The sequence below is a fragment of the Stenotrophomonas sp. FBCC-B152 genome, from assembly GCF_059134105.1.
The window spans coordinates 839390-858868 of the sequence record NZ_CP101442.1 but is presented as its reverse complement, the minus strand read 5'-3'; the positions used below and the strand labels follow the sequence as shown (position 1 = coordinate 858868).

At 60.1% G+C, this 19479-nt stretch carries 24 protein-coding genes and 1 pseudogene; 8 read left to right on the top strand and 17 right to left on the bottom strand.

What is annotated here, in order from left to right:
• Window positions 1–48 precede the first annotated feature (48 nt).
• Together NMB40_RS04250 and NMB40_RS04245 are read left to right on the top strand one after the other, a co-directional pair.
• Window positions 49–570 (top strand): annotated as a pseudogene (locus NMB40_RS04250) (type 4 pilus major pilin); the annotation flags it as partial.
• Between the two features lie 768 nt (window positions 571–1338).
• On the top strand, window positions 1339–1977 hold the full coding sequence (locus NMB40_RS04245) for a hypothetical protein (RefSeq protein ID WP_494361110.1): 639 nt from the start codon (window positions 1339–1341) through the stop codon (window positions 1975–1977).
• Here NMB40_RS04245 and NMB40_RS04240 read toward each other — a convergent pair.
• From NMB40_RS04240 to NMB40_RS04175, 14 genes are all read right to left on the bottom strand, one after another.
• The gene (locus tag NMB40_RS04240; protein WP_343312188.1) at window positions 1971–2465 is read right to left on the bottom strand and encodes a hypothetical protein; all 495 of its coding nucleotides are present in this window, start codon (window positions 2463–2465) and stop codon (window positions 1971–1973) included. The genes NMB40_RS04245 and NMB40_RS04240 overlap by 7 nt on opposite strands.
• A gap of 97 nt (window positions 2466–2562) precedes the next feature.
• Window positions 2563–2868: a hypothetical protein gene (locus NMB40_RS04235; protein ID WP_343312189.1), complete on the bottom strand. Its 306-nt coding sequence runs from the start codon at window positions 2866–2868 to the stop codon at window positions 2563–2565.
• Window positions 2868–3053 carry a hypothetical protein gene (locus NMB40_RS04230; protein ID WP_343312190.1) on the bottom strand — a complete coding sequence of 62 codons (186 nt, stop codon included), beginning with the start codon at window positions 3051–3053 and terminating at the stop codon, window positions 2868–2870. The genes NMB40_RS04235 and NMB40_RS04230 overlap by 1 nt, the downstream gene beginning before the upstream one ends.
• A gap of 34 nt (window positions 3054–3087) precedes the next feature.
• Window positions 3088–3345: a hypothetical protein gene (locus NMB40_RS04225; protein ID WP_494360239.1), complete on the bottom strand. Its 258-nt coding sequence runs from the start codon at window positions 3343–3345 to the stop codon at window positions 3088–3090.
• Window positions 3346–3832: 487 nt separating this feature from the next.
• On the bottom strand, window positions 3833–4210 hold the full coding sequence (locus NMB40_RS04220; RefSeq protein ID WP_343312192.1) for a hypothetical protein: 378 nt from the start codon (window positions 4208–4210) through the stop codon (window positions 3833–3835).
• A gap of 526 nt (window positions 4211–4736) precedes the next feature.
• Window positions 4737–5123 (bottom strand): H-NS family nucleoid-associated regulatory protein, encoded by a 387-nt coding sequence (locus tag NMB40_RS04215; protein ID WP_343312193.1) that lies wholly within the window; start codon window positions 5121–5123, stop codon window positions 4737–4739.
• 61 nt (window positions 5124–5184) lie between these two features.
• Complete coding sequence (locus NMB40_RS04210) at window positions 5185–5415, bottom strand: ankyrin repeat domain-containing protein (RefSeq protein WP_494361032.1); 231 nt, start codon at window positions 5413–5415, stop codon at window positions 5185–5187.
• The gene (locus NMB40_RS04205) at window positions 5411–6031 is read right to left on the bottom strand and encodes a hypothetical protein (protein WP_494360238.1); all 621 of its coding nucleotides are present in this window, start codon (window positions 6029–6031) and stop codon (window positions 5411–5413) included. Before NMB40_RS04205 ends, NMB40_RS04210 begins: the two co-directional genes overlap by 5 nt.
• Window positions 6032–6069: 38 nt before the next feature.
• A complete protein-coding gene (locus NMB40_RS04200; protein WP_494360237.1) occupies window positions 6070–6963 on the bottom strand; it encodes a DUF4942 domain-containing protein in 894 nt (297 codons plus the stop codon).
• On the bottom strand, window positions 6956–7726 hold the full coding sequence (locus tag NMB40_RS04195; RefSeq protein WP_343312196.1) for a hypothetical protein: 771 nt from the start codon (window positions 7724–7726) through the stop codon (window positions 6956–6958). Before NMB40_RS04195 ends, NMB40_RS04200 begins: the two co-directional genes overlap by 8 nt.
• A 102-nt stretch (window positions 7727–7828) precedes the next feature.
• Complete coding sequence (locus NMB40_RS04190) at window positions 7829–8086, bottom strand: hypothetical protein (protein ID WP_343312197.1); 258 nt, start codon at window positions 8084–8086, stop codon at window positions 7829–7831.
• Window positions 8086–8613 carry a hypothetical protein gene (locus NMB40_RS04185; RefSeq protein ID WP_343312198.1) on the bottom strand — a complete coding sequence of 176 codons (528 nt, stop codon included), beginning with the start codon at window positions 8611–8613 and terminating at the stop codon, window positions 8086–8088. Before NMB40_RS04185 ends, NMB40_RS04190 begins: the two co-directional genes overlap by 1 nt.
• Window positions 8613–8945, bottom strand: a complete 333-nt coding sequence (locus NMB40_RS04180) for a ribbon-helix-helix protein, CopG family (protein WP_343326638.1) — start codon at window positions 8943–8945, stop codon at window positions 8613–8615. The genes NMB40_RS04185 and NMB40_RS04180 overlap by 1 nt, the downstream gene beginning before the upstream one ends.
• A gap of 783 nt (window positions 8946–9728) precedes the next feature.
• Window positions 9729–9917, bottom strand: coding sequence for a hypothetical protein (locus NMB40_RS04175; RefSeq protein WP_343312199.1), 189 nt, complete (start codon window positions 9915–9917; stop codon window positions 9729–9731).
• Between the two features lie 424 nt (window positions 9918–10341).
• On the opposite strand from NMB40_RS04175, the gene NMB40_RS04170 reads away from it, so the two are divergent.
• Together NMB40_RS04170 and NMB40_RS04165 are read left to right on the top strand one after the other, a co-directional pair.
• Window positions 10342–10839 carry a hypothetical protein gene (locus NMB40_RS04170; RefSeq protein WP_494360236.1) on the top strand — a complete coding sequence of 166 codons (498 nt, stop codon included), beginning with the start codon at window positions 10342–10344 and terminating at the stop codon, window positions 10837–10839.
• A gap of 269 nt (window positions 10840–11108) precedes the next feature.
• Window positions 11109–11600, top strand: a complete 492-nt coding sequence (locus tag NMB40_RS04165; RefSeq protein WP_494360235.1) for a hypothetical protein — start codon at window positions 11109–11111, stop codon at window positions 11598–11600.
• Window positions 11601–13597: 1997 nt separating this feature from the next.
• Here the strand turns inward: NMB40_RS04165 and NMB40_RS04160 are convergent.
• On the bottom strand, window positions 13598–13852 hold the full coding sequence (locus NMB40_RS04160; RefSeq protein ID WP_494360234.1) for a hypothetical protein: 255 nt from the start codon (window positions 13850–13852) through the stop codon (window positions 13598–13600).
• Between the two features lie 346 nt (window positions 13853–14198).
• Here NMB40_RS04160 and NMB40_RS04155 point away from each other — a divergent pair, with 346 nt between their 5' ends.
• Window positions 14199–14861 (top strand): YoaK family protein, encoded by a 663-nt coding sequence (locus tag NMB40_RS04155; protein ID WP_494360233.1) that lies wholly within the window; start codon window positions 14199–14201, stop codon window positions 14859–14861.
• Window positions 14862–14974: 113 nt separating this feature from the next.
• Entirely contained in the window at window positions 14975–15430 is a 456-nt protein-coding gene (locus tag NMB40_RS04150) for a hypothetical protein (RefSeq protein WP_494360232.1), read from the top strand.
• A gap of 96 nt (window positions 15431–15526) precedes the next feature.
• Here the strand turns inward: NMB40_RS04150 and NMB40_RS04145 are convergent, their stop codons facing one another.
• A complete protein-coding gene (locus NMB40_RS04145) occupies window positions 15527–15883 on the bottom strand; it encodes a YkgJ family cysteine cluster protein (RefSeq protein ID WP_494360231.1) in 357 nt (118 codons plus the stop codon).
• A gap of 571 nt (window positions 15884–16454) precedes the next feature.
• Window positions 16455–16760 (bottom strand): hypothetical protein, encoded by a 306-nt coding sequence (locus NMB40_RS04140; RefSeq protein WP_494360230.1) that lies wholly within the window; start codon window positions 16758–16760, stop codon window positions 16455–16457.
• 146 nt (window positions 16761–16906) lie between these two features.
• Here NMB40_RS04140 and NMB40_RS04135 point away from each other — a divergent pair, with 146 nt between their 5' ends.
• Window positions 16907–17350: a BLUF domain-containing protein gene (locus NMB40_RS04135; protein WP_494360229.1), complete on the top strand. Its 444-nt coding sequence runs from the start codon at window positions 16907–16909 to the stop codon at window positions 17348–17350.
• A 361-nt stretch (window positions 17351–17711) separates the two neighbouring features.
• Window positions 17712–18281 (top strand): response regulator, encoded by a 570-nt coding sequence (locus tag NMB40_RS04130; protein ID WP_494360228.1) that lies wholly within the window; start codon window positions 17712–17714, stop codon window positions 18279–18281.
• Window positions 18282–19479: the final 1198 nt, after the last annotated feature.

Sequence of the window (19479 nt, the reverse complement as noted above, 5' to 3'; positions counted from 1 at the left end):
AGCGCGCGAGGGCTTGTCAAAACCGGTTTTCGTCGCATTCTGAAGTGCATGACACCGCATGCGCACCCTCGCCCACGTTTGCCCGCCCCAGGCTTTGGCCTGGTCGAGTTGCTGTTGGCCTTGGGTGCTACCGCAGCCATGGGCGTAGCGGCGTTGTTCTTTTATCCCCGCGTCCAAACCCGGGTGCATGTGGCAACGGACGTTGAGAACCTCCGCGCGATGGCGAGCGCCATTGATCGTTCTTACGGCGTTGTGGGCACGTTTCGAAACGTGAGTGCCTCAAGCGTGGTGGAGGACAACCTCGCGCCCGTCGATTTCCGGAAAGCGTCGTCCGTGTCGGCGCTGACCAACGCCTGGGGCGGTCCCATTGCCATCACTCCCTCCACGGTTCGCCGCTTCGGAGACAGTTTCACCGTGGCGCTCTCCGGCGTGCCCCGCCGAGCTTGCGTGCCGTTCCTCAGCGCAGTAGCAGGAGACGCATACGTCCAGGACGTTCGTGTGGACGCGACATCGGCGAAATGGAACACGGGAGGCCAGCTGGATGTGCCAACGTTGGCCGCGGCCTGTCAGGAAGGCGGGAACGTGTTGGAGGTGGTTTTTTACTCGGGGCTGGCAAGCGGAGGTTCAGTGGCTACTGTCATCGATCCGGTTGCGCCCGTGTCCACTCCCTTCCCTGATCCACCGACGGGGACGCCGGCAGGCCCGGCGGCTGGCGCGCCCGCCGTGGGCGATGCACTCCCTGGAACGCCCGTCACGCTCTCTCCTGCGGGGCTGCCTCCCGCGACTCCTGCGGTCCCTGCCCTTCCGCCTGCAGCAGCGACCCCGTTGGTCCCCCAGCCCTCACCGTCCGAACTTCCACCGATCTTGCCGCCTGCGTTGGAGATCTGTCAGCAGGCGGAGTCGCAAACCCAAACCGCCACTTGTTCAGCGGGCACGTGGGGGACAGAAACGCTTCGGACCCGCACTGTCTGCCCGAATGGAGGCGTTGACCCCAACACCGACGCGGCGTGGGAGCATCCCGAGGCGTGGGCAAGCCCTGTTGTCGTAACCAAAACGATTGCGAGCAACTGCCAAGCGTGCCCAGGCACTGAGCGGCAAACGGAGACCCAATGGGTGACGCGTGCGGGCACCTGCCCGTCTGGCATGACCGGAACGGTGTCCCAGCAGTGGGAGCAAGTCCACACACGGGATGTGACCTACGCCTGTCCGGCAGGGCGAACGACTGCCCCGGTGCCCAACGTGGGCGGCTGGACGGCATGGTCGGATATCGGCAGCGTTCGCAAGGCAATCAACACATGCGTTTCTACGGCCCCGCGCTGCAGCGACGGGAGCCTCCAGGTGGCGGCATGGTATTCCTCAGATTACGAGGATCTTCCGCTGCCCTCGGGCTCCTCAGCAATCCAGTATTGGTATCCGGACGCGGTGGTTCGCCTCACTCCAGCGGAGACAGCACGGCTGCAATGGGCAGTAAACAACGTGCCGGTGACCCGCATCGAGACCCCAGCCCCGATTCCTGGGAACTGGCCGGCGAACATCAGCGAATCCGCAAGCTATGCGGAGCAATGCAACACGTTGGGAGACGTTGGAAACATCAACTACGCCTATTCCTACGAGTTCGAGTGCGTCTCAAACATGGGCATGCACTACTGCGACTACAACTGGACCAGTGGCGGCACGACGCTGGCCGTGTGCCGCCAAGCTTGCGCGTCCGACCTGGTGGGGAAGACGAACAACCCCTATCGCTGGGAGTGGCCCAGCAGCACGGTGCTTGCGTCCATTCCATACGTGACCTGCACAGGGGAACCGGGCTGCACTCCCAATGGGCAAGGGTATGGAAGCCAACTTGCGTTGCCTGCATGCAACGATACCAACGTCGGTCAGACGATGGCCCATCGTTGGTATCGCAACTTCTACAACCCAACGAGAACCGTGTATCAGGCCATGACGTTGACCTGCCGTGGACCCACTGCTCAGTAAGCGGCAGGGATCGCTGTTCGGTCCCAGGCTCGCTTTGCCCAGCCCATCACCAAGGCCAGCACCACGCTCAGGAATACGCCATACAGCCAAGCCCCGTAGAACGCAGCCGTGGCAACTTGACCAAACTCGGGATGCTCGGCATACGAGAAGCCCAGCCAAGCGGCTGCAACCACTACTACAAAGCCAAAACCTCCCCCCAGCAGCGCCCCTTTCAAGAATCCGTGCTTTCGGAAACGCGGCACCCCTCCCGTTCGAACGTGCCACTCCCATACCCGCTGAGCGCGAACGTGGAGGGCTAGGAAGAACGCCAGAAAGCCGAAGATCAGCAGACCCACTGCGCAATAGAGCGAGCCGAGTAAGGCGCTGGACCGCATGGCCTCCTGTCCGCCGCCCAAAAAAAGAAGTCCGATGGGTCCGAGAATCAGGAGTGGAAGGATCATGCCGGCCGGACCGGTCGGCGGATGAAGCGACTGGGTGGTGAAGGCCATGGTTTTCCCCTCGGGTTGAATACCTGCACAGTTCAAGGGGCCGTTGGTGCAGTCAAGTGTCCTGGCCTTGGGCATTCAGCCTACAGACGTCTCCGCATCAAAAGCGGCGCCTTTTGGGTGCTTCTGCGGTCGCCGGAAGGTCAAGTTGCAAATCACGGACTCGACTGAACACCCGCAGCCATTCTTTGGCCTCTTCAACGCCCGTAAGCTCGCGCATCACAATCGCAGCCACGCAATCGCCAGGCACAGCAAAGAAGTCGTCACCTAGATCCTCGCTGGATAGGGGCGCGTATAAATCAGCCCCGGCTTGAAAGGCTTGGAGCAGCTCTCCTCGTGCCAGGCTGTCCCTGCGTGCCGCCCAGGCCAGGCGGACCAACTCCGCTTTCGACCACGTAGCGCTCATCAGAACTCGTAATCGTCAGGAACCCCCGACGGGATGTCTGCCATGGGTCCCGAGTAGCCAACTTGCTTGACCAAGTTTTGGGTGGTTTGCGTGAGACGGTCCAAGCGGTCCGGCACCTTATCCAAGGCGAAAAGGACCATGCCGAACAAGGCAATGTTGAGCAGTTTGTTGAAGATTTTTCGCACGGTCGGTTTCCTCCGTTTTTCAGCGTTTCAGGTTTCAGATCAGTTGTAGGTGCTGGGCTATGCCATAAAGGCAGCCCACCCATACCGCTACGATGAGCAACGGGGCTAAGCAGAGCATCGCTCCGACGCCCACTTCGGAAAAGGTTGATCGGGAATCAGTGACCATCTCCCACCCTAGCTTGGCAGCCCCCATGCCAGAAATCCCATCAAACATGAACCGCATAAGTGCCAGGGTTGTTTCGGCGCCTGAACTGGTGGTCGATTGAGTCTTTTTGGAGTGCTCGGCTTTCATCAAATCCCTCCCAATCGATCAGCGATGGCCATGCCAGCAATCAAGCCAACCAGGAGGCAAAAAGCGAAAAACGTCAACATGGGATTCCCTTTGCTTGAAGAGCACCATCGCCCTTCTCTGATTTAAGGGTATGAGAAAACCATATTTTCGCAATAGATTTTCGTTGCGAAATATTGACTAAAGATAAAAAATGACTGATGGAAAGCAGAAGTCCAATAAACATTGAACAGCCTCACATTCACTTACCAACGCCTACGGAAGGACGAGGCGCTAACCAGGTCTTTCCTCCCCAACCGCTTTTTTCTTTGAGCCGCCTTTGACGTTGCTTTGGTTCAAAAGCATCGAAAGAACGCGGCTTCGCCGCGCCTCTAGAAGCAGCATGGGAAAGAGAGGATTGGGCCTGGGCTTCCGCCCCGGCCACGGCCTCGGTCCCCGTGAACCGCAAAGCCCCAGGCACAAAAAAGGCGGCAGAGCCGCCTGCATGGATTCACGTGCTTGACCGGATACATCGCCACACCAGCTGCCGCGTCGCTTCGGTCAGGCGAATGCCCGCTCGGTTGGCATCGATGAGGAGGGCCATGGCGACATCGGGAGCCACATCAACGCTTGGCAGCGCTGCGGTGTAGCGCACGCGCTCGTCCGCCGGCACCGCCGTCCAAGGCTTCGGACGTCGAGGGGAAAACGGTTCCCGAATCTGTGCATGCTGTTCTAAGAGCTGGATTAGCGCTGCGCGCATGCTTAGGCCTTGCGCTGCGGCCAAGCGCTGAAAGACTCCTTTGCTGGCAGGATCGATCCACACCTCGTGGATGGTCTCTGCCAAACGCCTGGCTTTTTGCTTGGGTGAGAGCGTGTAGCGGCTCGTCATGCGCTGCTCCGGTTCGCTCTGGATAGCCAGGCTTGAGCAGCTGCTTCTTCAAGCGTTAGCAATGCAGACGTGCCCAGAAAGCGCGTGAGCTGGTAGTGGCCAATGGTGTGCGGGTATCGCTGCAGGTGCTCGTGCATCTCCTTGTTCCAGTAGCAAGTGCCCCCAGAGCGGCGCTCATAGGCAAAATAACGGCGGCGGCGCTCTATCGATCCCATGTTCTTTTCTCTCTCAGTTGCGGTTGACGGCTTACAACCCCAACCTACGACAGGCAAATAAAATCGCAACACATATTGCTTGTGATTTATCGACTAAACATCAAATCTGACGCCTTCAAAGCAGATCCTTAGAATCCTTGAACTACATCATCTATTGTCAAGAGCACTGGGCCCGTTACTGACACTGAGCCCATTCCTTCACAACGCTTTTGCCTTGAGCTGCTTTTGCTCGGGACTTGTTTCTTCCCTTCCCTATGGACCACAAAAAAGCCCCGGATGACCGGGGCTTCCACTCAACTCTCAACTGCCAATCAGGCCTTAAAGGGATGAGCCGGCCATTCTTGGTCCGGGTGCTTTTTCTTCCATGCCTTGCCTTCGGAGGTCTGAGACCAAGCCAGGAATGCCTTCGGCTGACGTCCGGTGCCCGCCCAGGTTGTGCCATCGGGGATCTGGAACTTCGGGGCACGGCTGGCGCCCGTCTTTGCAGGAGCCACAGGGCGCTGCTCCAGCAAAGCCCGCAAATCGTTCTTTTGCTTCGTGGAGTAGTGCCGCCCGAACTGAACCAAGGTCTCGTAGACCCCAGCAAAGCTTGCCCCGGCTTCAGCCGCCAGGGCGTCGCCTTCAGCCCTTTCCATCTCTGCCACCAAGGCCTCGGCCTCGGCCTTTTTCTTTCGGATTTCTTCGAGCGTCAAAACCATGGTTTCCCCATGTGGTTGGTTAAACCCTGATCCTGCCCTTTTGCTAAGCCGCTGTAAACCCTCAAAGGCTCAGATCGGGTTTTACCTTCGCTTTGGCCAGCGACACGGGGCTTCGCCCCTGGAAGTCACTCAGGGATACCTCCACGCCCGTGGCGATCAACCGCAGGCAGCTCTCCGTGTCTCCTTTTGCGGACGCGAGGTGGAGCGGGGTCATGCCTGCATGGTTGAAGCTCTCCCGCCAAGCCCCTGCGTCCAGCAATAGGGCCACCAAGCCCGAGTGCCCGTTCTCAATGGCTTGATGCAGCGCTGTGTTGCCCCCTTAGACGGGGCGCATTGACCGCGGCACCCAACGCCAACGCGGCGTTCAACACCCTCTCATCGCCGGTTTGCAACGCCTCCTCCAGGAAGGCTTGCCGCCCGCAGGTCTGCTGGAGGTGCTCGGCGTGGTGCTGCCGCTCCCGAAACGCCATCCCGTCCATCGCGATGGCTGCAAGGGTGTCGGCGCGGTCCTGCTCGTCCAGTTGCTCATCGAGGTAGTCCAGGACGATCCCGCTGATGCCTTCGTTGCGCTCGTCGTGAAGCGCTGTATCCACGCTCTCCGGGGTGATGGGCCCCAGCATCAGCAGCTCGGCCTTCTCACCGTCGTAATCCAGCTCCAGCTTCACCCAAGGCCAGCCCTGCTCGGCGGGGCCTGCGATCCACGTCAGGTCCCCAAATCCGTCCACGCCTTCCACCGACCGGTGGAGGAAAGCCACGGCCGCCTGGAGCACCTGAGCGGGGTGATGGTCGCCTTCGCCCAACGTGTGTTGGACGTGGTGAGCGATGATCGAGGTTGGGGGCGAGGCCCAGGCCTCGGGCTCAAAGGTGTCGAGAAGCTGGGTGATGCTGGGGGATGCTGGTGTGTTCATCCCCAGGTTTTACCGTGCAATCGACGGAAGTAAAGCGACTACCGGGGGGCCGGCAGTGCCCCGGGCACCAGTTGCGCGATCCGGGCATTGAGCTTGTCCACCAGGCCCATGGCGTGCTCGTGGAAAACGACGTGGGCGTTGCCGTTCTTGAAACGGCGGAACTCGAAATACGGTTCCCCAGGGGCGCCGGTCATGTCTTCGGTTTTTGCAAACCTGCTTGCGCCGTTCCGGGAATCCGGCTCGGGCTTGCCATCGGCCAGGCAAAGTGCCCGCACCAGATCGTCCAGCTTGTCGGCGCTGCTGCTGTAGGCATACCAACCCTTGTTTGAACGGTCCTGCGCCTCGAAGTGCCCGTCCAGAATCAGCTTCGGACCCAGGCGCACGGGCAGGTTGGACTTGTAGTCCCAAGACAATCCCCGGAAGAGTGCCAGCAAGCCCTCGTTGAGCATCTGCGCCCGCTGCTCGTGGATGGCCTGAAACGTGGCAGCCACGTTTTCAGCGGTGAGCGTTGGGGGCGGCGTGGTCGCCTTGCGGGTGCCGTGCAAACCAGCCCCCAGGCGAATCGCCTCGTTCCATTCCGTCCGACGCTTGCTGTCGATGAAGGACCACAGCCCGGAGAGGGCCATCAACCGGGCCCAGCACGCGGCGTCCACGGCTGGGGTGATGCGCTCCATGAGGACATGACGCGGATCGGGCTCGCGTTCCTTGGAATACCGGCGATTGACGCAACCCAAGGCCTGGCTCACGCGCTCCCACAACCGTCCCTCGCCTGCGCTGTAGCCTTCCAGCGTCGGAAAGTCATCAAGCCCCTCCCGCTTGGCCTGCTCGTCGGCGTCTAGCAACGCCTCAAAGGCGCGCCGGTAGCCGTCCAACACCTGATCGCGGCGAGCCAGGAACTCGGGGAGGTTCATGCCCGGGATGAGATCAGACATGGAACACCTCGTTTCGATGTTCCATGGCCTGCGGACGCTTCAGCCCCATAGCGATCAGCATCGCAACGAAAACCATGAAACCCTTGTGCCCGCGATCTTTATGGAGTTTGAGCAGCAGCGGGATGAGATCCACAATGTCGCTAGTCATCACGCGAAGCCCAGCCGCGTCTTGCGTGTCGATGACCATGAACTTCCAGTTGCCCCAATCCTCGTGAAAGTCATTCCCCAGCACCCGCTTGTGATTGGCCAGGTGCTCGGGATAGCAATGCGCCAGCGTTTCATGGGTGACCAACGCATAGCGCCCATCGCCCATGCGCAACTCCCCCATCCGGTTTGCCGACTCCACCAGGCCAGCGGCTTCCTGCGGCGTGGTGGGCCACGCGGCGCCCGTGACTTCGGTGACCTTGCTCCCGATCATGCAGTAGCCGTGCAGGTCGCTGAACTCGCTCAAGGCCCGGTATTCGGCGCCTTCGGGGTCAGAAAACTCCCAGTGTTCCCAGTCTTTGACCGTGATCGTTCCTTCGCTCGGGAGCCGCTCAATCACCTCGCCGTCGGTGTCCCACTCGATGTTTTCAATGCGGAACGTGCGGGGAAGGAGGATCGGCTGAATATTGGCGCGGTTGAGCACCTCGCACACGGTGAGCAACTCCACTTCCACCGCGGCGGCGATGGCCGGGGCGGGGGTGCCGTGGCAGGCCAATCCCACGATGGCGTGGTGCTGCTGCTCGGTGGACAAAGGGAAAAACGGGGTTGCGTTCGTCATGGGTTGTTGCCTCGTCAGTTGGTGACGAAAGGCTACGAACTCAGCTCCTTGAAGTCCGGCACTAAGGGGCACCTGCCCCTTTTCTCTTCGCCGGGCTGTGGCTCACGGCCAGGCCAGGGTCACCTGTTCCCGGGCATCGGGCAGATGCTCCACCCGCCGCTGGACGCCCCAGCGCAACGGCTCTTGCGGGTCGAGTGCTTGGGGATGAAGCACCGCGGGGATGGTGATCCGGAAATCCAGGTGGGCCGATGCCTTCTCGCCATCCGTGAGCTGGGATTCGGCGTGCGATGGAGCGGTGAGCAGGAGGGCGAGGACTGGGGCGAACACCCACTGGGTTGCGCAGCGCGGCCAGGGGCGCATTACGCCTTGCTCTCTGCCAGCACCTCGCGAACAGCTCGTTTGATCAAAGCGAACAATGCCTCTTCTTTGGTCGGCTCACGACGGTGCACATGCTTGTGCAGGAATGGGGTCGAGACCTCCGGGATGCCTGCGAGCAACACACCCCGCTCAATCATCCCTACGACCTGCTCGTAACTGTAAACCGACCAATCCCACCCCTCCCGCTGCCTCTGCGTGCGGTCGTGCCTGACCAGCTCCTGGAGCAAGACCCCGGCCAGCTCCATGTAATCGCTCGCCTTGTAGAAGCCCGCATCGTTCTCATGGAGGGCTCGAACCAACCCCGCAACCTGATCGCCCGTGACAGGCTCTTGGTTTAGCTTTAGGTGTTCCCTCACGAACGGGATCAGCCATTCCGATGTGACTTTGTGCTTGAGCACACCTCCAGACCCCGCCTGCTCCTGGGTTGAATCAGTCACATCCGGTGCGCCTTCCTCGTCCCAATGGAAGAGTGTGAGACGCCCACGCTTGCAAGATACGTTGTTACTCATCACTCTCTCCCCTCGTTCAAGTTCAAGAAATCGTTCAAGGCACGCCGCACCACCTCAGCAACGCTGACCTGCTCCCTCGCTGCCCTCGCCTTCACCTTTCCCACCAAGTCCGCAGGCGCAGACACCGGAGCCAACGCGACGCGGGCACCTGGCTCGAACGGTTTTGATTGGGAAAAAGGTTTAGCAATGGCACGGGTCAGCACCTGCCTCACGGCTTCCGCGATGGTCACGCCAGCAGTGCTGGCTTGCACTTGGAGCGCTTGATGCATGGCCTCTGGAAGCATGACCTTAGGAAGGTGCTGCGGTGATGGAGGCTTGATAAGACGCGGCATCAAAACAGCCCCATTTCCGACGCCTTCTGACGCGGATCGCATGGATGGCCATTCATTGTTCCTCTCCAGGCTTCGTTATAGCCAATGGCTCAGCAACGCCCTTGGAAAACTCAACCGTGGTCCGGCTCCTTGAGAACAGACCCGTCACCGTGACCGAGCAGCCATCCCAGCCTGAGCGTTCTGCAACGCGCAAACAGGCTTCACCGATTTGTTGAACGTCATACCCGACCTTGCGACTCTCAACGACCTCTTCAAGCACCGGCAGCAATCGGTCGTAACAAGCGTTCGCTCGAAAGGTGTTGCCACCTGCAGTGCTTCGACAGAACTGCGAGAGTCCTTCCCCGTCGTCAGGCAGTGGGCGTAGTGACCAAGCCACTACACCCAACAACACGACTACCACCCCTCCCGCTACCAGACCCCTCGCCCTTCTTGATTCGACCACTGCCCGCAGCGCGTCAACGCAACGCTGATCCATCGCGTCCACACATCGACGAAATCTGTTGGCCCACTCATACGACAACCCCATAAAACCCTCCCGCCTGAATGTTCCATACATTCATCCTTGATCGAAACCTGACGTTCGCAAGATGCAACCACCCGTTGGTATTTGACTAAATGTCGAATCCGCGAAGCTGTCCACAGAAACCCTTGGCATTGCGACAAGGACCGCATATCAGACCTCCCCAGCTCCGCATGCCGGGCCACTCAAGTGGTTCATGGCGGCTAGACGCTTCTCAGCGGTTTTTATGGGTTGCGCAAGCGACTCAAGAATGACTGGGGCGGCTATCGCCACCCCAGGTCCACGCGGTCCAGGTCGTAGTCCTCGCCGGCTTGAACGGCAGCTTCGCGGGGAGACAAATCGCCGTAGGTGTGGAAGAACCGGTCCGGCTCGAACCCGGCGTCCTCCAAGGTCAACCCGAAGCAATGGAGGAACTCGGCGTTGGCGGCGTTAAAGTGCTGTTGGTCGTTCATGCGATGTTTCCGGCTGACAGAGCGGATTGCTCGCGAACCGTTGGCCCCGGGCTCGGGTCTCTCCGCACCCAAGGCGAGGACCGCGTCAGCGGTGCGTAGCCGGGCCGGAACGCAGTGGAGCAGCCGCCAGGCTTGAGGGGAGGCCTACCGGGGCAAGGTCGCTTTAAAGCACCCGCCGAGCCAAGCGAATGCGACGGACGTTCTGACGGGCATTCTCACGAACTTAGCCCCATAAGTTCCGCTGGGCACTGCCGATAGTGAAGCCGGTACTTCAATGCCAGCAGTGTCACGGAGGAGACCATAAGTATCCCCCTTACGGCTACTCATTGAGCAGATCCTGACGGATGACCACTTCGCTGATTGATATCAAACCGTGCCTGCGCTAGCCCGGCCGAAACTATCGCACCCAACAAAGGACGTATCGGTGGCAACGGGATTGACTGAAAGCAAGATCATGCACGCCTTGGACTTCGCTTATGAGAAAGCGATGACGGGCTTGCCGGGCTTCGATTCGGCCATCGAGATGGCAGAGGGCTATATGAAAGAGCCGGGATCCTTGGAAGACAAGGCCAACTCACTGGTTCGCTGGCAGAACGCGAAATCAGCAACATCGGGCTTCGTCACCGGTTTGGGCGGCCTGCTGGTCGTGCCTGTGACCATTCCTGCCAACCTTGCCAGCGTCTATTTCATCCAGGCTCGCATGATCGCCGCGATCGCCGCGATCGCCCACATGGGCGGATACGACATCAAGGACGATAAGGTGAAGACCACCGTCTATGCGTGCCTCACTGGCAACGCCGCCAAGGAGGTGTTGAAAGACGTTGGGATTCAAGTGGGCAAAAAGTTGGCCCAGGCCAGCATCAATCGCGTCACTGGCGCCACGCTGATCCGAATCAACAAGGCTGTGGGCTTCCCCTCTTGACTAAGGCGGGAACGACCGGCGCGGTCAACCTCGGAAAGATGGTGCCAATCCTCGGGGGCTGATCGGTGGCGCAGTGGACTTGGCAACCACCAACGCTGTCGGAAACATCGCGGTGAAGCTCTTCATCACCGAAGAGACTCCCACGGTGGCTTCACCTGCCGCATAAGCGCCCCTCACCTGGAACTACGAGGGTCTGTTGCGAGAGCTCAGGTGGAATAGATTGTCCGCGCCCCTGAGCAGTCGCCGCTTGTTTTTTTTCCGAGGATAAGATGTCTACCCACTCTACCGTCGTCTTCGTTGCAGCCACCGCCTTGATCACCATTACCCTCGCAGGCTGCGACGGAAACCGAAAGCTTCGCCAAGAGGTGACCGAGCTCGCCGCGATAGCCAACAAAGACCGCGACCAATGTCGTCAAGCACAAGACCTTGAGTCGAGGGACTCCGCTGAGAAAACAGACCTTCGTCATAAGATTTTTGCACTCGAAGCAGACAAGGAATGGGACGGCATTGTCCAGACCGGAGCAGCAGGAACTCAGGAGCTGCTGATCCAGGCGAAGCGAACAATGGCGGACCCGTCCTACACATCATCCCGGGACAGGGAAGTCAACGAGTTGAAGCGTCAGCTGAAGCTGTTTGAAGAGGACGGGGGCCGCCGCCAGAAGGATCGTCAAGTGGCTTGCGCTGCAATGATAAGCAGCGTCGAGGCCCATAGGACTGCCAAGGTGACCCTTGCAGCGGAGGACGCCGAAGCAAAGCGATAGCGATTGTTCCCAGCCGCATCGCCACGGTCGTCCGGGGTGTCCTGGACAAATGAAACCGAACGCTGTTTCTCGCGCTGTCGTCTCCGGCAGCGCCGCCGGCCCGGGGCCCCAGTAGGTGCTAAGGGACGCAACAGCCTTTTCCTTCATAAATGGTGATGGTGAGCCGGTTCCTTGATGTGCAGAGCTGTCCCTGGCGGGTTTCCGTGGAGGTAAACTTAGAACCAGCATGAAGCGCGCGCCACGCGGCCCCTAGAACTAGCCACGACCTACAAGGCGGTATTGGCTCGAGGAACAGGAGCTAAAGGTTCACTCGCTAGACCAAGAGTCCATCGTGCCAGACACCGATGAGTTTTACCTGTTCGAGGTCGATTGCAACCGCCCCGCCCAAGTCAGGGCCCGATTTACTCACGGTGGAGTGGGTCCACGCGCGGTGCGGGCGGTGTCGCCGAAGTTTTATGGGCACCTCGCCGCCTGACGTGGTGAATCTTCCCACTGGAGGGGCGCTGCTTGAGTGCCCTAACTGCTCCTGCAGGCAAGTCGTCTCTGGCCAAATGTTGGCGGACTTCATGGCCAGGTTCCCCACCGGCGTCGGCGATCCACCTCTTGCCTAAGCCGGAGCACCGCCCAGGCCAAATTAGCCCCGTCGAAGGCAAGGCAAGCACCACGGCAGGGGGCTGTCCAACGATTCGCCCTCACGGGTTGCTCCCACGTTGTGGAACCCACCCGCGGCGCCGAGCGGAGCACCGCCAGGGGGCTTTTTGTTCAAGCGTTAAACGGAGGCTTGGCCTGTGCGCTCCCCCGTTGCCCGCTGACTTGCGGGCGCGGGACAGCAGCAATCGGCGACCGGCACTGGGCGCCCGCGCAGAAGCTTTGCCATGCCAAAGGTTTACGTTGCAAACGTCACAGCCCGCGGGTGCCTGGATCGTGGGCGCACTTCCAGGTGGCAGGGAGGGCGATATCCACGCGAAAGCCTGGCTAGTGCGCGTTGATCATCCGCCTGTTAACCGGCCCGGATGGCTCAGCCGTGTTTCGTCATCCAAGTCTTTGACTTCAAACGAGATGATTTCCATGGCAATCGCCTCCGCGCGTCGAAGAACCTCCAGACAGGAGGTTCCATGAAACTCGATCCCGCCAACCACACCGACCCTGTGGACTTGCACCTTTAGCAGAGCCCAGCTTGTCTCCGTTTCGCGCCAAATCTCGGACGTGTAAACATGACGCCCGACTGACAAGGTGACTCGGCGAATCCCACTGGCTGGTCTTGGGGCCATTGCTAGATCCTTAGGCCGTTGCGCCCCGAGTGTGGCCCGCCCAACCCAAATCATCAAGCGGTAGACGCTGATCCCAATCCACCCTCCTCTCATCCTTGAGGAACCCCGCCTGTTCTAGACGTTCGGGTCCGGCGCTTGCCTCACAAATCCTCTCGCGACTGACCCCGAAGCTGCGAAGCCAACATGTCTTCGAATCGCTTCCGGCTCACCGTTTGGCGGCAGCCACATCCGGGGCAGGTCAGCACGCCTCCGCCGTCGATCTCTTCCAGCCCTTGATTCAAGGTGAGGACAGCGCTGCGCCCACACGCCTTGCACGTCACCCCTACTGCTCTTAACGATCGCACGGTCGTCGAGTCAACCATGTCCGCCTGCACATCGGTGATTAAGAACCGGCCTATCAAGTTCCCCCCCCTCGCTAGCCTCTACCAGGCCACGCTTGATTTAAAAATTCTGGGAACCACCACCGTGGTCCAATCCAGCAAGGTGGCTGGGATTCTCCGCAAGGGTTGCTAAGGGAATGGTGATAAAACAGCCAACGCGGTGTTAGCGCGGCATCGTCGTCGCCTTCACGCTGCGCCGCGCTGCCTACTTCCTGCGGTCGACAATTGGTCCACAACTCCGACTCGGCGCAGGTGAGTCCGGGCATTCCTAGTCGTCCAAACACAGTGCGGGATGGATGGCAGACCACTCATTGCGGATGGGGATATGAGTGTCGGAACGACCCAGTCAACGCTGGGTTGCATCCCTTAGATAGTTTGCGAAGGCTTTGTCCGAGGACTGCATCGCGAACGCCAGGGCCTCCCGCTCCCCAACATCCGCCCCGAACTCCAGCAGGAGGGACGCCACTGCGATCTTGGTGTCCGTGTCCAAGGTGTCTGCGGTGATCACCCATATTAGAGGAGGCTCGTCCGTTTCGTCTTCGGTGAACGGGTAAGAATTTGGACCAATTCCTGCCTCCAGGAGGCCCCTGACCAGTTCCACTTCACCTCGCAAAACATGCGTGGTGTAGGGGCGGATAGTCCAGCGCACCCCCTCGCTCAACCAGCTTGGGTGGCAGACGATCAATGGCCGACATCGCGTGTCTAAACGCCTCGCGAAACTCGGGGACGGTCATGTAGAGCTTGCCCCACCCGAGCGCAATGGCCTTTGGCAACGCATCCATCACCCAATCTCCTAGCTGGTCAACTTGGCCCACTAGGCGGGCCTCTGGAGATTCTATACTCAGCAGGCAGCACCAGTCGCCTTGGCCTGTGGTGCTCGGTGGGGATGCGTCCTGCCGGCCGCCCGGCGGTTGGCGCACGCCAATTCATAGAAAAGGAGTCGTCACGTGGGCATAGAGGTGCCGCGAGTTGTTTGGGTAGGAACTGGCCTGCTTGCTTTTGCTGCCGGGGTGGTGAACGCGGTGGGCTACCTCGGGTATGAACATGAAGCCTTCAGTCACATGACCGGCACGGTGAGCCTGCAAAGCATTGCCATCGAGAGCAGCAACTGGGGCAATGCCCAACAACTGCTCGCAGTGATTATCAGCTTCGTGATTGGATCGTTCGGCGCCGGTTTGCTGCTTCGGGACAGGAGCCTCTCTGGCGCCTACGTGGGACTGCTCGCCGTCGAAGCCATGCTCTTCATCGCTGCCGCAGCCCTGCTGGCCGGTGAAAATGCCTTCGGTGCCTGTTTCGCCGCAGCGGGTTGCGGGTTGCAAAACGCCATGACGTCCTTTTACAGCGGCTCGTCCATCCGCAGCACCCATCTGACGGGCTTCTTCACCGACTTTGGCCTCGTGCTCGGCCAGGTGTGTCGGGGACATCCCGTTCCCCGCCGCCGTTTGGCCATGTGGGCGCTTGTGCTATTCGGCTTTTCAACGGGGGGCATGGTCGCAGCAACCTCCTTCCACCGATTGGGATTTCTCACACTGCTCCTGCCCTCGGCGATCGTCGGTCTTTGTGCGATCGGGCTTTGGATTTATCTTCGTCCAGCCGCGCTGCAAACCTGAGCTCGGGCGACCTGGCGCCTGCCCCTCGGTGGGGCGCCCTGTCGGCGTCCGCTTGAATGCTCTTTCATGAGGTGACACATTGCGGGTGTGGCAGGCGATCGGAGCGTGAGCTCATGGAACTTCAAAAACGGCTGGATTTGCTGGCGGACCTCAGCATGGCGGCTCAGGGATTTCGTCCTTCACCGGCTCGGCTGGTCCAGCTGACCTCGCTAGGCTTGATGTGGCTTCACCCATCTAAGCCACCTGTAACCGGCATGACGGAGGAAGGCAAGGCGGTCTTCTTGTCTTTGCTGTGCGATGGATCCGGAATCAATTCGACAGACCTTTTCTCGTCAGCGCAGCAGTTCACGCCTTCGGTCAAGCAGTTCACGGCGGGATCGGCATTTCTCGACACTCTGGAAGCCGAAGCACGTTCAGGGACCCGGGTCATCCCAAGCGTCGATGAGGCGCTGTTTGCATTCTGGCTTTGCCACCGGCAACCCCCGCCGCCCCCGCCCTTGGCGGATTCGGCTGCGGGCAAGAGTCCAGAAGCGGGAGAACCAAACGCCCCTGGCATCGGCAGCGACTAGACAAGTGAAGCATGACGCGGATGGCGCAGATTCCGACCTTGAGCTGGACGCCCCGTTAGGCATCGAGCCGGCTGCTGGCACCAACGAGCCCTTACCTCACAGCAGGACTTGGCGAGTGCTGCGAAGCAACTGGTGGATGCGCTGCTCAACATCTTCCTCGATCATGTAGACCGGTCGGCGGCCGTTCGGGCACGGGAGGTTCGGAGTAGTGCCGAACAGCCGACAGATCAGAGGCCGCTCCTGGTAGACCTGGCACCCGCCCGCCCCCAAGTGCGGGCAACTCAACTGAGAAAGTGCCGCATCGCGCTCCGCGTCGCTTTTGCGAGGCAGCCGCGCCATCTCGTCGGTCGACACTGTCACCGGACCACAGCAGTCATGACAGCCCACGATGCAGCAGAAGCCCGGGATCTGCTCTCGCAGGCTGAAAATCGTCTCAAGGGCTTCGTAAGGCACTCTTCCACTCCTAATCGTCCCCACCGGTGCGGGGAGGAGCGCTACGCTTCACCTCGACCCAGGCTCAGCCGTCCCATTTTAAGGCCAACGTCCTTGCCTGTCCCGCCTTGGCTCCGCAGAACCATGCGTCTCGGCGCCGCCCTGCCGACGTCTCAGTTGAACGCTTCTGCCGCCGGACATCCAGGCAACAGGAGCAAGTCGCCGCACTCGGCTGGACCGCAATCCATCGTCAGGCATCGTTCGCCAGCTTCTGTCGTCCCGACAGTGAGGGGCACCAGGCCCGCGACCAGCTCGATGTGGAAGGTCCACTCGCCCCTGTCAATACCCGCAATCGCCGCCTCGGCAGACAAAGACCACCGACGCCCGTGCGGATGCATCCCTCCGATTGTCGTCACCAGGCGAGAAGAAGGTTCCGGTGAGAGGGTGACGCAGCTAACGACACGCCTAGTTGCCATCGCTTAACTCCAGAAGCACTGAGTGAATTTACGCCCTTGGCCAAGGCGAGCAACGCGCTATGCTGAAGCGTTAAGTCGACCTCGGAACGGCGAACCCGGCGTGGTCAGCGGGAAGACTATTTCTTGGCCCCATCGTCCGGCGGCGCTCCATCGCCGCGGATCGTGCCCATGGTGAAAACGTAGCCTTCGTTGGATAAAAATTCCCGCATTCGTAGTTCGGCACTGCGCGGTGCAGCCAAGCGTTCCGGCGCGTAGAGTCCGTAGACGCACGCACCTCCAACCACGTTATCCCGCCTTACAGCACATCTGCTTGTTTGCGCAGCGTTTGACCAGGCTTCTTTCAGTTTCCCGGGAGCGATCGACTGACCGTTTCGAAGACGGAAGCTCAACCAACGTATTCCCGCTTGCTCCATGTGATCCATTGCTCTCTCCATGCTTCATCCCTTCAACCTACCCTCTCCGGGCCCCTAGGCGAAAAATTAACCGTTCAGACTCAAAGCTCAATTGGTGTTGGCGGTTTGCTAAAGTCTTCACGCGCCCCCCCACGCGCTCATCTTTAGGAACAGCTATGCCCTTACGGGCTGTCGTCTATACGAGTGAACGTTCAGAAGGTGTCACAGAAGAACAGGCCGTCCGTTTGGCCGCCGACGCGGAGCGCTTCAACCGCTTAGCCGGAGTCACCGGCGTGCTGCTGTCTGACGGCCAGCGATTCCTTCAATACTTTGAAGGGCCTGAAGACGGCGTTAGTGCCGTCTATGCAAGGGTCCAAGCGTCGAGAAGTCACACAGCGCTTCTGGAATTGGCCAGCGGCACTGTCCATCAGCGTCTTTTTCCCTACTGGGGGATGCACATGATTTCCGTCGCGACCATGGACACCTCCCGTGTGGCCGCTGCCACCTGGGCGCCCTTTGACGTCGTTGATTTAGAGAACCCAGATCCCTCGTCGGGGATTTTTTGCCTAGATGCTTTGGTGAGCAAGCACCTTTCGACCAACGGGCGCCCAGCCTTCTAAGTTCGGGCGTTCGTTCACCTGCACGTGCGCTAGCAACGAGCGCATTGTGGATTGACGTCCTACCGCCCGCTCGACCTCAGGGAGATGCGGTGCTGCCTTCCGCTTGGCGCAGGCACAAACGAGCATCGCTGACGTTGGCCGTCTGCGTAACAACATGCGCGTTGAGGAAAGAACCGGTCACGACGGTGCCCCAAGCGGGGGCGTCGACTCAACAATAGGGAGCACTCGCGCTCTCAAAGCCATCGGTGAGTCCCGGCATCGCAAGTGATCGCATCACTTAGGACTACCCGGGGTTGGCGGACCCCGGGGTGGGTCCATGATGCCACTTCTGCGCAACGAGTGGTCGATGTGACTGGGCCTCATGACTCAGATGCTTGCAAGTCTCCTGTCACGTCGTTGTATCTTAGGGCTTGGACGATGCACGTCCGGATTGCAACGCGATCCATCCGAGATCCCAAGCTACACCAGAAGTGCGGCTGCCAGAGGTCATTGCCAACCCAGCACCTGGACAGCAAGTGTCGACCAACAAAATGGCGATCCCCATCCGGAGGTTTTAGTGGTGCCCAGCGAGCCCGTTGCGAAGATCCTTTACGTGGAGGACGATGAGGCGGTTCGAGAGATGACCCAAGACATCCTCGAATCCAGCGGCTATGACGTTATCGCAGCCAGCAATGCCGAGACGGCCCTGACGGCCATCGAGACACACGGCCGCTTCGACCTGCTCCTCACCGACCTTAGCCTGCCGGGGATGGATGGCCGGGAGCTGGCGCAGCGGGCCCAGGCCAATCAGAACGACTTGCGCGTTGTCTTGGTGACGGGCTATGCGGGCGCAGATGCAGATGCCACTTCGCATCTTCCACCCGCCACCGGCCTGTTGCGCAAGCCATTCACCTTGCATGAATTGCTCAACTCGGTGCGGCAAGCGCTGTGATCGGTAGAGAAGCGACCCTCAGGTGCCCGCTCAATCCTTTCCGGCGTGCGTTGCTCTCTGAAGCTGCGCGCGCCTTGACCTTTTGTCTTCACGCGCGAGTGACCGTGCCGTGAGCATCATTTCTCAGGGCTCTACTCCCACAGTCACGCGGGCCACTGGCAAAGACTAGGCATCGCTGGTCTTGGTTCCGCTGAGCCCGCATGGAGAGTCTTGCCAAGCCTGATAATGTTACTGAAGAGGATTGTGTCGTGCCCAATACCGGTGTCTTTCATCTCCGATCGGTTTCCGCAGAGGCGGACGGTCCAGAGACGATTCGAGCACTACGCTGTGTCGAAGTGCAGTGCGCCGCTTGTTCTACGGTGTCGAGTCTCTCCGAGGGCAATGGCCTGGTAGATCTGGGGGGCGCAGGCATCCTGACGTGCAACACCTGCGGGGCGCGGCAAGGGGTTAGCCGAGTGCGGTTCGAGGAGTTCGTAAAACGATTTCCAACCGGCGTGCTAGGCGGTCCCGGATCTTTGCAGGCGTCCGCGCCGCTCCAGTGACCTAGGGCGAAGCCAACTGTCGATCGAGGGAGCGTCACTGAATCGTCTCTCGGGTGTGCGGCCGCTTGTCGTAACGCTTGACTCAAAGCCTGCGCCTGGGGGCTGAGTGCTTCAGAACGACACAAAGGCTTTCAGCTGTAGCTTCGGCTGCGTCAGCGGATATCGATGACGTGCTTTTTGGTTAGGACATAACCTGTTCTTGCCCTAGATCGACTGACACCGTGGCCGGCTGAATGAACGACGCGTAGCCATGGACCCGCAACCTGACGTGCACCCACAGCAGTAAGCCTTTTGCTGCCATCTAGAACCTCACTACCGACAGCTATCCAACAATTAGACTTTTAGCGACGTTCTCCGCTGCAAACAGCGCGGCCTCCAACGTTGCAAAAGATGTTCGCTGAACCGTTTCGCTTTTCCCGGACTCGAGGCGCACACTAAGAAGGATCCAGTCGTCCACCGACTCTTGCCAGACCTCTGCGGTGTAGCTGGTATCAAAGAGGCCCAAGACCACGTTGAAATGACGATCGTCCGATTGCTGACTACCCATGTTGTTCGTGCCTGGACGAGCCCTCCAACATCACTCCCGCAGTGCACTCCTTACACCACTCGCGAATCTGTCGGCAAGCTGCTTAATGCTGATAAGAAACGCTACCCCA